Annotated in this window: 9 protein-coding genes; 6 read left to right on the top strand and 3 right to left on the bottom strand. The window is 63.4% G+C overall.

Translation table 11 applies throughout. The features are described 5' to 3' along the window. The first annotated feature begins 204 nt into the window (after positions 1 to 204). Positions 205 to 684: a hypothetical protein gene (locus ACODSR_RS18885; protein ID WP_489078148.1), complete on the top strand. Its 480-nt coding sequence runs from the start codon at positions 205 to 207 to the stop codon at positions 682 to 684. A 200-nt stretch (positions 685 to 884) separates the two neighbouring features. On the opposite strand, the gene ppdK is transcribed toward ACODSR_RS18885, so the two are convergent. The 3 genes from ppdK to ACODSR_RS18900 form a co-directional block, all read right to left on the bottom strand. Continuing rightward, on the bottom strand, positions 885 to 3563 hold the full coding sequence (gene ppdK / locus ACODSR_RS18890) for a pyruvate, phosphate dikinase (protein ID WP_489078149.1): 2679 nt from the start codon (positions 3561 to 3563) through the stop codon (positions 885 to 887). Positions 3564 to 3725: 162 nt separating this feature from the next. Continuing rightward, positions 3726 to 6170: a glycine--tRNA ligase subunit beta gene (gene glyS, locus ACODSR_RS18895; protein ID WP_489078150.1), complete on the bottom strand. Its 2445-nt coding sequence runs from the start codon at positions 6168 to 6170 to the stop codon at positions 3726 to 3728. Positions 6171 to 6299: 129 nt separating this feature from the next. Beyond that, a complete protein-coding gene (locus ACODSR_RS18900) occupies positions 6300 to 7172 on the bottom strand; it encodes a glycine--tRNA ligase subunit alpha (RefSeq protein WP_489078151.1) in 873 nt (290 codons plus the stop codon). A 134-nt stretch (positions 7173 to 7306) separates the two neighbouring features. Between ACODSR_RS18900 and ACODSR_RS18905 the strand changes: the two genes are divergently transcribed. The 5 genes from ACODSR_RS18905 (at position 7307) to ACODSR_RS18925 (ending at position 12502) form a co-directional block, all read left to right on the top strand. After that, positions 7307 to 8200: a TraB/GumN family protein gene (locus ACODSR_RS18905; protein ID WP_489078152.1), complete on the top strand. Its 894-nt coding sequence runs from the start codon at positions 7307 to 7309 to the stop codon at positions 8198 to 8200. 6 nt (positions 8201 to 8206) lie between these two features. Then, entirely contained in the window at positions 8207 to 9091 is an 885-nt protein-coding gene (locus ACODSR_RS18910; RefSeq protein WP_489078153.1) for a TraB/GumN family protein, read from the top strand. 227 nt (positions 9092 to 9318) lie between these two features. Continuing rightward, positions 9319 to 9933, top strand: a complete 615-nt coding sequence (locus tag ACODSR_RS18915) for a 50S ribosomal protein L25/general stress protein Ctc (RefSeq protein ID WP_489078154.1) — start codon at positions 9319 to 9321, stop codon at positions 9931 to 9933. Positions 9934 to 10083: 150 nt separating this feature from the next. Next, positions 10084 to 10653 carry an aminoacyl-tRNA hydrolase gene (gene pth, locus ACODSR_RS18920; protein ID WP_489078155.1) on the top strand — a complete coding sequence of 190 codons (570 nt, stop codon included), beginning with the start codon at positions 10084 to 10086 and terminating at the stop codon, positions 10651 to 10653. A 220-nt stretch (positions 10654 to 10873) separates the two neighbouring features. Continuing rightward, positions 10874 to 12502: an alpha-D-glucose phosphate-specific phosphoglucomutase gene (locus ACODSR_RS18925; protein WP_489078156.1), complete on the top strand. Its 1629-nt coding sequence runs from the start codon at positions 10874 to 10876 to the stop codon at positions 12500 to 12502. Positions 12503 to 12524: the final 22 nt, after the last annotated feature.

Below are 12524 nucleotides of genomic sequence, written 5' to 3' on the forward strand. Positions count from 1 at the left end.
GATTCGAACGCCCGACCCTCAGATTCGTAGTCTGATGCTCTATCCAGCTGAGCTACGGGTGCACTGGAGTGGCGCGGATAGTAGGGCGCGCCGGATTGGGCAAGCCCCTTTTTTCACTTTTGGCCGACCATCCCGCCTTTCTGGGCCCGCGCGGCAACTTTTGGCCGCGCCCGCCGTTCGAGACGGTAATGAAAGGATGTCCTTATGAGCTTTACCCTGAATGACATCGCCTTGCTGCTGGTCGCGCTGGCCATCGGCCTGATCCTGGGCCTGATGATGAGCGGGCGCGGCAAATATCGCCGGGCGTGGCGGGACGAGCAGGCCGCGCACAGGGCCATGGTCAAGGATCGTGACGCGCAGCTGGAGGCCGCCAATGCGCGGATCGTCGAACTGGAGAAGCGGACAGTGCCGGTTGGCGCAGCGCCTGTCGCTGGCGTTGAGCGTGACGATCTGAGCCGGATCAAGGGTTTGAGCCAGGCGCAGCAAGTGTCGCTGAATGAGGCGGGTTATCAGCGCTATGGCCAGATCGCGGCGCTGAATGGTGAGCAGGAGGCGGCGCTGGAGGCGCGGCTGGGGCTGACTCCCGGCACGATCGCGCGAGAGAATTGGCGCGAGCAGGCGCGCGCGCTGGAAGGTGGCGGGCAGCGCAAGGGGCTGTTCGGGCGGGCCACTACGCCAGTTTGAGCGCTTAAGAAAAGGGCGATGACCCTTTGCACACCGAAGCTAGCGTGTTGAAAAAAGACAATCCTCCCCTTGCAGGGGAGGTGGATGGCCGCAGGCCAGACGGAGGGGTGTCACCCTATCGTTAGGGCAACACCCCTCCGTCAACGCTTCGCGTTGCCACCTCCCCTTGCAGGGGAGGATTTTGGTGTCGGGTTTACGCCCTACCCCTTCTTCGCCAGCGCGGCCTGCGCCGCAGCCAAGCGGGCGATCGGTACGCGGTAAGGCGAGGCTGAGACATAATCGAGGCCGGTGGCTTCGCAGAAGGCGATCGACGCCGGATCGCCGCCATGTTCGCCGCAAATGCCAAGCTTGATGCCGGGGCGGGTCTTGCGACCGCGTTCGGCGGCGAGTTGGATCAGTTCGCCAACGCCCTCCACGTCGATGCTGACGAAGGGATCGCGCGCGAAAATGCCCTTGTCGACATATTGGGTCAGGAAGCGGCCCGCATCGTCGCGGCTGATGCCGATCGTGGTCTGGGTCAGGTCGTTGGTGCCGAAGGAGAAGAATTCGCCAACTTCCGCGATCTCGCCAGCCTTGAGCGCGGCGCGCGGCAGTTCGATCATCGTGCCGACGAGATATTCGACGCTGTCGCCCTGTTCGGCGAACACTTCGGTGGCGACGCGATCGACGATCGCCTTCATCAGTTCCAGTTCCTTGCGGGTCGCGACCAGCGGGATCATGACTTCGGGGATCGGCGCTTCACCGCCACGCTGCTTGACGATCAAGGCCGCTTCGAAGATCGCGCGGGCCTGCATTTCGTAGATTTCGGGATAGGTGACGCCCAGACGGCAGCCGCGATGGCCCAGCATGGGGTTGAATTCATGCAGTTCGTTGGCGCGGCGCTTGAGCACTTCGATGCCGACGCCAGCGGCCTTGGCCACTTCCTCAAATTCGGCTTCGGCATGGGGCAGGAATTCGTGCAGCGGCGGATCGAGCAGGCGGATGGTGACGGGCAGGCCCGCCATCACCATGAAAATCTGCGCGAAATCGTCCCGCTGTTCGGGCAGCAGCCGTTCGAGCGCGACGCGGCGGCCCTTTTCGCTGTCGGCCAGGATCATTTCGCGCACGGCAGTGATCCGGGCCGCGTCGAAGAACATATGTTCGGTGCGGCACAGGCCCACGCCTTCCGCGCCGAATTCGCGTGCGACCTTGCAGTCCTGCGGGGTTTCGGCGTTGGCGCGCACTTTCAGACGACGGACCTTGTCGGCCCACACCATCAGCGTGCCAAAGTCGCCAGCCAGTTCGGGCTGCACGGTCGGGACTTCGCCCGCCATGACTTCACCGGTCGAGCCGTCGATGGTGAGGATGTCGCCTTCCTTCAGTTCCCGACCGCCGACGCGCAGGATTTTCGCGTTGTTGTCGATCGAGATGCCGCCTGCGCCGGACACGCAGGGACGGCCCATGCCGCGCGCCACCACGGCGGCGTGGCTGGTCATGCCGCCACGCGCGGTCAGGATGCCCTTGGCCGCGTGCATCCCGTGAATATCCTCTGGCGAGGTTTCGGTGCGGACCAGGATGACGGCGTCGCCCATTTCGTTGCGGCGCTCGGCGGTGTCGGCGTCGAACACGATCGCCCCCGAAGCGGCACCGGGACTGGCGGGCAGCCCCTTGGTCAGCACATCGCGCGGGGCGCTGGGATCGAGCGTGGGATGGAGCAGCTGGTCGAGTGCGGCGGGATCGACGCGGGCGACGGCTTCTTCTTCGGTGATCAGGCCTTCATGCGCCATGTCCACCGCCATTTTGAGCGCTGCCTTGGCCGTGCGCTTGCCGGAGCGGGTCTGGAGCATCCAGAGCTTGCCCTGCTGGACGGTGAATTCAATGTCCTGCATGTCGCGATAATGGGTTTCGAGAATCTGGAACACCTTGGCCAGTTCGGCATAGGTTTCCGGCATCGCCTCTTCCATCGACAGCGGCTTGGCCCCTGCCCGCTCCCGCGCGGCCAGCGTCAGATATTGCGGGGTGCGGATGCCCGCGACGACATCCTCGCCTTGGGCGTTGATCAGAAATTCGCCATAATAGACATTTTCGCCGGTCGACGGGTCGCGGGTGAAAGCGACGCCGGTGGCGGAGGTTTCGCCCATATTGCCGAACACCATCGCCTGCACATTGACGGCGGTGCCCCATTCGCCGGGGATATTGTTGAGGCGGCGATAGACTTTCGCGCGCTCCGACTGCCACGAACCGAACACGGCGCTGATCGCGCCCCAAAGCTGGTCATGGACATCCTGCGGGAAGGGCTTGTTCCAGAGCTTCTCCACCAGCGCCTTATATTCGGCGACCAGTGCCTTCCAGTCGTCCGCCGTCATTTCGGTGTCGAGGCTGTAGCCCTGATCTTCCTTGGCGATCTCCAGCGCTTCTTCAAACGCGCCATGGTCCAGTTCCAGCACAACGTCCGAATACATCTGGATGAAGCGGCGATAGCTGTCCCAGGCGAAACGCTCGTCGCCCGATGTGTTGGCAAGGCCGATGACGGTTTCGTCGTTGAGGCCCAGGTTGAGGACCGTGTCCATCATGCCGGGCATCGACGCGCGGGCGCCGGAGCGGACCGAGACGAGCAGCGGATCGGCGGCGTCGCCGAACTTTTTGCCGGTGATCCCCTCAATATGGGCAAGGCCAGTGGCGACTTCCGCCTTCACGCTGTCGGGATAGACGCCGCCATCTTCATAATAGCGGGTACACATGGCCGTCGTGATGGTGAAGCCGGGGGGGACCGGCAGGCCGATCGCGGCCATGCCGTCGAGGTTCGCGCCCTTGCCGCCCAGAAGGTTGCGGTCACCCTGCCCGCCATCATCCACGCCGCCGCCAAAACGATAGACATAACGTGTTGCGGTCGTGGTCATGATGGCCTCTTGTGTATCATTCATTCCCGGCACTCCCTGCACTGATTGCCGATTATATTGCATTGCAACAATCCGACAGTCATAGCCAGATCGTGCGCGGCAGAATAGGATTATTACGTCTTAACTTCGCACTTTTCCCGGTGAATTCGACATTATATTACGTTAGCCCGTAATTTTGGAAAAGTCCGCCACGCTGTGGACCGCATCGCGGACCCGCGCCAGAAGGGCGAGGCGGGCCAAGCGTTTGGCGGGATCGGGATCATTGACCGTCACGCTTTCAAAGAAGGCGTCGATGGGCGCGCGGAGCGTTGCAAGGGCGGCCATCGCGCCCTCGAAATCCTCCGCCGCCACCGCCTGTGCCGTGCGCGGTTCCGCCACGTCGAGCGCGGCGATGAGCGCAGCTTCAGCTATTTCGGGCGTGTAGGACAGGCCTGAATTGCCCTCCCCCTCCAGGGGGAGGGTTGGGTGGGGGTGTGCCACGTCGATAGCGGGACGCTCGGCTTCGCCTCGCTCCCCCTCTCCCCGGCCCTCTCCCCGCTGGGGAGAGGGAGTTTGTGGCGCGTCCTTCTTGAGGATGTTCGCGGCGCGCTTGTAGCCGGCCAGCAGGTTCGCGCCATCGTCGGTCGCGACGAAGGATTGCAGCGCATGGACGCGGGCGAGCAGGCGGACGAGGTCAGATTCCTTCCCCGATCCACCGATATAGATGGTTTGGGCCGCGCGAATTAGATCAATCCGCTCCCGTTCTTTCAGCGCTACTTCTAGTCGATCAATGAGAAAATCTCGGATTTCAGCGGCAACCGTTATTCCCCGCTCAAATGATTCAGCATTTGGTTTACGTGGGTCGGGCATTGCCATGACCGTCGCAACAATGGCTCGCCCGAAATGCTCAGCATTATATTTGTCGATAAGGCCTGTGACAAAAGGAAGTGCTTTGAGCAGTGGAGCACGATCTCGTTCCTGCTGCGCTGCGATTAGCGCCGGAATCAGCGACACGAAAGCAGCAAGCACGATATCAAGGCGCAGCGAACTTTCGCGAACGATTGCAATGATACCGAGTGCGGCACGGCGCAGCGCGAATGGATCCTTCGAACCTGTGGGCTTTTCCCCAATCTCGAAAAATGAGGAAATCGTATCCAGCTTATCCGCCAAACTCACCGCCACCGTGACCGGCGCGGTCGGCACGTCATCCCCTTGGCCGACCGGCTTGTAATGGTCGCGGATGGCGTCGGCTACGGCGTCCGGCAGGCCTTCGGCGCGGGCGTAGTAGCCGCCCATTATGCCTTGCAGTTCGGGGAATTCGCCGACCATTTCGGTGACGAGGTCGGCTTTGCAGAGGCGGGCGGCCTGTTCGGCGAGGGTGGCGAGTTGCGCTTTTTCTAGCCCCTCCCCTTCAGGGGAGGGGTTGGGGGTGGGGCCTTGCCCCACGCGCTGCGTTTCGGCGAGAAGCCCCACCCCAACCCCTCCCCTGAAGGGGAGGGGCTTTTCCGTGACGATGCCCTCTTCCACCAGCCATCGGGCCAGCTTTGCCACCCGCTCGACCTTGTCGGCGACTGTGCCGAGTTTTTCGTGGAAGGTGATGCGTTCCAGTTTCTGCGCATGGTCCGCCAGCGCCGTCTTGCGGTCCTGTTCCCAGAAGAAGCGCGCGTCGCTGAGCCGCGCGGCAAGCACCTTGCGGTTGCCCGCGATGATCGCGGCGCCGCCATCCTTCGCCTCGATATTGGCGGTGCAGATGAAGGCGGGGGCGAGTTTGCCCTGCCCGTCGCGCAGGACAAAATATTTCTGGTTGATGCGCAGGGTCAGTTGGATGACTTCGGGCGGGACTTCCAGGAAGGCGGGGTCGAAATCGCCGAGCAGCGGGACCGGCCATTCGGTTAGCCCTGCATTTTCCGCGATCAGTCCCTTGTCCTCGACCACGGTGTAGCCGTGGGCGGCGGCGGCCTGTGCCGACTTTTCCGCGATGATCGAGTGGCGTTCCTGATGCGACACGATGACGTGGCAGGCGCGCAGTTTTTCGGCATAGTCATGCGCGCTGCCAATGGTGATCGCGCCATGATGGTGGAAGCGGTGGCCGATGGTCGCGTAGCCGGACTGGATGCCGTCCACTTCGCAAGGGATCAAATCTTCGCCCAAGATCGCGACGATGCCCTGCAACGGGCGGACCCAGCGCAGGCTTTCGGTGGTCTGGCTGGCGCTGCCCCAGCGCATGGATTTGGGCCAGGGGAAGGCGCGGATGATGGCGGGGATGGCCTGTGCCAGCACGTCGGCGGTGGCGCGGCCGGGTTTGTTCACCACGGCGAACCAGATGCCGTCGCGATCCTCCAGCTGGTCCTGGGTCAGGCCGGTCTTGCGGAGGAAGCCTTCGAGCGCTTGCGGCGGCGCGCTGGTGCGCGGGCCTTTATGCTCTTCACTGACGGCAGCGGTTTGCAGCGGCAGGTCGCGGGCGATGAGCGCCAAGCGGCGGGGCGTGACGAAGCTGTCGATCGCGCCGGGGGTGAGGCCGGATTTGGCCAGTTCCTCGGTAAACAGGCGGGCGAGATCGTCGCTGGCCTTCAATTGCATACGCGCGGGAATTTCCTCGCAGCGCAGTTCGAGGAGGAAGTCAGTCATGTGTTGCATCCCAAACCGTTCGGGCTGAGCTTGTCGAAGCCCTCCCCTGAACGCAGTGAAGGCACTTCGCCTTCGGCTCAGTGGAGCCCTTCGACAGGCTCAGGGCGAACGGGTTAAAACTTGTGCCCATCACGCAGCCCACCCGTTGCTCTGCATCCATGCTTCGCAGCTGCCTTTGGCCATGTCGCGGACCTGGCCCATGTAACTGGCGCGTTCCTGGACCGAGATGACGCCGCGGGCCTGGAGCAGGTTGAAGGTGTGGGAGGCCTTGATCGCCTGCTCGAACGCGGCCAGCGGGACGCCATTGTCGATGCACTGGCGCCATTCGGACTGGCAATCCTTGAACCAGCGGAACAGTTTTTCGGTGTCGGCGACCTCGAAATTCCATTTCGACATCTGCTTCTCATTTTCGAGAAACACGTCGCCATAGGTAACGCCAGCGTCATTGAATTTCAGGTCATAGACGCTGTCGACGCCCTGAATATACATGGCCAGCCGTTCAAGGCCGTAGGTGAGTTCGCCCGCGACCGGCTTGCAGTCATAGCCGCCCATTTGCTGGAAGTAAGTGAACTGGCTGACTTCCATGCCGTCGCACCAGACTTCCCAGCCCAAGCCCCAGGCGCCCAGCGTCGGGCTTTCCCAGTCATCCTCGACAAAGCGGATGTCGTGGACGAGGGGGTCGATGCCGATCTCCACCAGCGACCCCAGATAAAGGTCTTGCAGGTTCGCAGGCGACGGCTTCATGATCACCTGATATTGGTAATAATGCTGGAGCCGGTTGGGGTTTTCGCCATAGCGGCCATCGGTCGGGCGGCGGCTGGGCTGGACATAGGCGGCGTTCCACGGCTTTGGGCCGAGGGCGCGCAACGTTGTTGCGGGGTGGAAGGTGCCCGCGCCGACTTCCATGTCCAGCGGCTGGAGGATGACGCAACCTTGTTTCCCCCAATAGGCATGGAGGGTCAGGATGAGGTCCTGGAAGGAAAGCGCTTTGCCTTCGGCCACGGGGGATCCTTGCGATATGACGGTTTAGCTTGGCGTCGCGCATTGGCGTATGGGGCTGAAACGGTCAAGGGAAAGGCGCGTAAATCAGCGTTAACCGGCTTGCCCTTGGGCTGCCCTGCCCGCATGGGTGGGGCATGAAGATGCTCCGTTTATGCGCCGCTGCGCTGTTGATGATGAGTGGCGTGGCGCAGGCGCGCCCTGCCCCGCCCGCCACCGCCATGGCCACGCCCGCGGTGTGGCGGGTGCGCGATGCCGACACGACCATCTATCTGTTCGGCACCGTTCATGTGATGAAGCCGGGGATCGACTGGTTCCGCGGCGGGGTGAAGGCGGCGTTCGACCGGGCGGACGATCTGGTGCTGGAGATTGTCGAGCCGGACGACCCCAATGTCATGGGCGCTGTCATGGCGAGCAAGGCGATGGCGCAGGACAGCATTGCCTTGTCCGACCGGCTGGACGGTGCGGCGCGGGACAAATATCGCGCGGCGATGGCGGCCAATGCGATGCCGTGGCAGGCGTTCGAGCGCTTTGCCCCGTGGATGGCGGGCATGGCCCTTTCGGTCGCGCCGCTCCAGAAGCTGGGCTATCAGGCCGATCTGGGCGCGGAGAAGGTCTTGCGCGCGGCGGCGGTGAAGGCGGGCAAGCGGGTCGAGGCGCTGGAGACGGTCGAGCAGCAACTCGATTTCTTCGCCACGCTGCCGATGGCGCAACAGGTCGAGTTTCTGAACGCGACGGTCGATGGCCTGCCGGAGATGGAGGGCGAGTTTGCAAGCCTGCTGCGCTACTGGCAGGCGGGCGACCCCAAGAAGCTGGCGAAGTCGATGAACGAGTCGCTGGAGGCCACGCCGCAACTGGCGCAGGTGCTGCTGATCGGGCGTAATGCCAATTGGGCAAAGTGGATCAAGGCGCGGATGGACCGGCCCGGCACGGTGTTCGTGGCGGTCGGTGCGGGGCATCTGGCGGGCAAGGGCAGCGTGCAGGATCAGTTGAAGGCGCTGGGCATCGCGACCCGGCGGGTGAAGGAGTAAGTGCCGATGCGTCTGTTCACCCAATTTCTGGCGCTCTGTGCGCTGACGCTGGTTGCCGCATGTGGCAGCGATCCTGCCCCCGCCCCCGTCGCCAAGGGCGGCCCGGCGCTGTGGCAGGTGCAGCGCGGCGAGATGAAGGGGTGGCTGTTCGGCACCATCCATGTACTGCCCAAGGGCGTAAAGTGGGAAACGCCGACGATCAGCGAGGCGATGGCGAAGGCCGACCGGCTGGTGCTGGAGGCGGCGGACTTGCAGGATGAGGAGAAAACGCTGGCCCTGTTCGAGTCCATGGGCCGTAGCCCCGGCCTGCCGCCGCTCGACCGTCGGGTGCCAGAAGAGGAACAGGCGGCGCTGAACAAGGCGATCAGCGAAGGCGGGACCAGTACGCAACTCTTGTCGGGATACGAAAGCTGGGCGGCGGCGATGCTGCTGTCGGCAGCGACGCAACAGGGGCTGGGCGTCAGTCAGGATGACGGGGTGGAGCCAGTGCTGATCGCGGCCTTCAAGAAGGCTGGCAAGCCGATTGGCGGGCTGGAAACGATCGAGCGGCAATTTGGTGCGTTCGATACGCTGCCGCAAGCCGCGCAATCGCGCCTGCTGGTGCAGACCGTGCATGAGGCCAAGGATATGAAGGGGCTATATGATCGTATCCTCAAAGCATGGACCACTGGCGACATGGACGCGATCGCCAAGGAAGATGAGAATGGCGAGCAGCCCGACCCGATGGTCGAGGAAGCGGTGCTGGTGGCGCGCAACCGCGACTGGGTGAAGGCGATCGAACCGATGAAGGGCACGCCGTTCATTGCGGTGGGGGCCGGGCATCTGACGGGGCGGGAGAATCTGATCGAGTTGCTGAAGGCGCGCGGGTTTGCGGTGACGCGGGTGCAGTGAGACATCAGTCCGTTCGGGCTGAGCGAAGTCGAAGCCTTCCGCTGAGCGCAGCGAAGTGCTTCGCTACGCTCAGCAGCCCCTTCGACTTCGCTCAGGGCGAACGGATGGGGTCGTTACCGCCCCACCTTGCAATCGCGCACTTTTCTGCTAAAGGCCGCGCTCCCGCTATGGTCATCCCTGGAGGCGTGGCGGGAAAAGTAACTCAAACCAGCTTTTGGAGACACGCAATGAGCGAGCAGCTTACGCTGTCGGCCGAGGCACGCGATCGGGCAGGCAAGGGAGCCTCCCGCGCCCTCCGCCGTGAGGGCCGCGTACCCGCCGTCATCTATGGAATGAACGAAGAACCCCTGTCGATCCATGTCGAGGAAAAGCTCCTCAACAAGTTGCTCGGCACCGGCCACTTCTTCAATTCGGTCATCATGGTCGAAGTGAACGGCAAGACCGTCCGCACCCTGCCCAAGGATGTGGCTTTCCACCCCGTTTCGGACCGTCCGCTGCACGCCGACTTCCTGCGCGTTTCGGAACATGCCACCGTGCATGTCAACGTTCCCGTGCGCTTCGAGAATGAAGATGCGTCGCCCGGCCTCAAGAAGGGCGGCGTGCTGAACGTCGTTCGTCATGATGTCGAGCTGATCGTCGATGCCGCCGAAATCCCCGAAGATGTCGTGGTCGACCTCACCGGCTTTGAAGTCGGCGATTCGATCCACATCAGCGCGGTGACGCTGCCCAAGGGTGCCAAGACCGCGATCGACGATCGCGACTTCACCCTGGCGACCATCGTTGCGCCGTCGGCTCTCAAGAGCGCCGGCCCTGAGGCGGAAGCGGAAGCGGAAGGCGAATAAGCCTTTTTCTCGGACTGACCTAAGCCCCGTTCGGGCTGCGCGAAGTCGAAGCCTGTCCCTGAGCGAAGCGAAGTGCCTTCACTTCGTTCAGGCGGCCCCTTCGACTTCGCTCAGGGCGAACGGGGTTTTGTCGTGAAGGAAGCAGGGATCATGCAAATCTGGGTGGGTCTGGGCAATCCGGGCGCGCAATATGCGATGCACCGGCACAATGTCGGCTTCATGGTCACAGACCTGATCGCGGACCTGTATCGCTTTTCCCCGCCCCGCAAGCAGTTCCAGGGCTGGACCCAGGAAGGGCGGATCGGGCCGGAGAAGATATTGCTGCTTAAACCGGCGACCTTCATGAACGAAAGCGGGCGCGCCGTCGGTGAGGCGATGCGCTTCTACAAGCTGGAGCCGCAGGACGTCACCGTCTTTCACGACGAGTTGGACCTGGCGCCGATGAAGGTGAAGGTGAAGCGCGGCGGCGGCAATGCCGGGCATAATGGCCTGCGATCCACCGACGCCCATATCGGCGCGGATTTCCGCCGGGTGCGGATCGGCATCGGTCATCCGGGGCATAAGGACCGGGTGCATGACTATGTGCTGGGCAATTATCACAAGAGCGAGAGCGACGCGCTGGCCGACATGCTGGGCGCGATCGGCGCGGAAGCGGAATGGCTCGCCAAGAATGACGATGCCCGGTTCATGAACGAGGTCGCGCTGCGGCTGGCGGATTGAATGGCTGACGCCCATCCTCCCCTTGTAGGGGAGGTGGATGGCCGGAGGCCAGACGGAGGGGTGTTGCCCTATCGATAGCGCGACACCCCTCCACCACGCCCTTCGGGCGCGGTCCCCCTCCCCTTGCAGGGGAGGATTTTATGAACATCCCAACATTGCACCCAATGGCCATCCAAGGCCATAAGGGTGCGGGGTATTGCGTTATGCAGGGGATTACCGGGTGATTCAGACAGTTTCGACCACGCCGTTTACCGACCAGAAGCCGGGCACGTCGGGCCTGCGCAAGAAGGTGAAGATCTTTGCCCAGCCCCATTATGCCGAAAATTTCGTCCAGTCGGTGTTCGACAGCCTGGATGGCTTTGCCGGGCAGACGCTGGTGGTGGGCGGCGACGGGCGGTATCTCAATCGTGAGGTTATCCAGATCGTCCTGAAAATGGCGGCGGCCAATGGCTTTGGCCGGGTGCTGGTGGGCCAAGGCGGGATTTTGTCCACGCCAGCCGCGTCGCACCTGATCCGGTCATCGGGTGCGTTTGGCGGGCTGGTGCTGTCGGCCAGTCACAATCCGGGCGGGCCGGACGAGGATTTCGGGATCAAATATAATGTCGGCAATGGCGGCCCCGCGCCGGAGAAGGTGACCGACGCGATCCACGCGCGGACGCTGACCATCGACCAGTATCGCATCCTTGAGGCCGCCGACACCGACCTGGACAGTATCGGCACCAGTCAAATGGGCGACATGCTGGTCGAGGTGGTCGATCCGGTCACCCTCTATGCCGATCTGATGCAGCAATTGTTCGATTTCGGCGCGATCCGGGCGATGATCGCAGGCGGCTTTACCCTCGCCTTCGATTCGATGAGCGCGGTGACCGGTCCCTATGCGGTCGAGATATTCGAGCGGCGGCTGGGTGCGCCGTCCGGCACGGTGATGAACGGCACCCCCCTGCCCGATTTCGGCCACCATCATCCCGACCCCAATCTGGTCCACGCCAAGGAATTGTATGACCGGATGATGGCCCCCGACGCGCCCGATTTCGGTGCGGCGTCGGATGGCGATGGCGACCGCAACCTGATCATCGGACAGCATTGCTATGTGACGCCGTCGGATTCGCTGGCGGTGCTGGCGGCGAACGCCCATCTCGCGCCGGGCTATAAGGCGGGCCTGAAAGGTATTGCGCGGTCGATGCCGACCAGCGGCGCGGCCGACCGGGTGGCGGAGAGACTGGGCGTTCCGCTTTATGAGACGCCGACCGGCTGGAAATTTTTTGGCAATCTGCTCGACGCGGGCATGGCGACGATCTGCGGCGAGGAAAGCGCTGGCACCGGGTCCGACCATGTGCGCGAGAAGGACGGCATATGGGCGGTGCTGCTGTGGCTGAACATCGTGGCGGTGCGCCAGCAGAGCGTCGCGGCGATCATGGCCGATCATTGGGCGACCTATGGCCGCAACTATTATGCCCGGCATGATTATGAAGCGATCGCCACCGACCGGGCCGATGCGCTGATGGCGGCGCTGCGCGGCAAGCTCGACAGTCTGGCAGGAACCAGCAACAGCGGCGGCACGATCAGCGCCGCCGATGATTTTGCCTATACCGACCCGACCGACGGATCGGTCAGCAGCCATCAGGGCGTACGCATCCTGTTCGATGACGGATCGCGGGTCGTGTTCCGCCTGTCGGGCACCGGCACGCAAGGGGCCACCCTGCGCGTCTATATCGAGCGCTACATGGCCCCTGACGGCGATCTGGCGCTGGCGACGGGCGATGCGCTGGCACCGCTGGTGGCGGCTGCGCAGGAACTGGCGGACATTAGCGGCTATACCGGCATGGATGCGCCCAGCGTCATTACCTGATGGAGATGCTGGCCAATAGGGA

Source organism: Sphingobium sp. FG125 (genome assembly GCF_057809795.1).

Bases quoted from the DNA above. Each gene is read 5' to 3' on its own strand.
- ACODSR_RS18915 (WP_489078154.1), top strand. From the start codon at position 9,319: ATGAGCGAGCAGCTTACGCTGTCGGCCGAGGCACGCGATCGGGCAGGC.
- ACODSR_RS18905 (WP_489078152.1), top strand. From the start codon at position 7,307: ATGAAGATGCTCCGTTTATGCGCCGCTGCGCTGTTGATGATGAGTGGC.
- ppdK (WP_489078149.1), bottom strand. From the start codon at position 3,563: ATGACCACGACCGCAACACGTTATGTCTATCGTTTTGGCGGCGGCGTG.
- ACODSR_RS18910 (WP_489078153.1), top strand. From the start codon at position 8,207: ATGCGTCTGTTCACCCAATTTCTGGCGCTCTGTGCGCTGACGCTGGTT.
- pth (WP_489078155.1), top strand. From the start codon at position 10,084: ATGCAAATCTGGGTGGGTCTGGGCAATCCGGGCGCGCAATATGCGATG.
- glyS (WP_489078150.1), bottom strand. From the start codon at position 6,170: ATGACTGACTTCCTCCTCGAACTGCGCTGCGAGGAAATTCCCGCGCGT.
- ACODSR_RS18885 (WP_489078148.1), top strand. From the start codon at position 205: ATGAGCTTTACCCTGAATGACATCGCCTTGCTGCTGGTCGCGCTGGCC.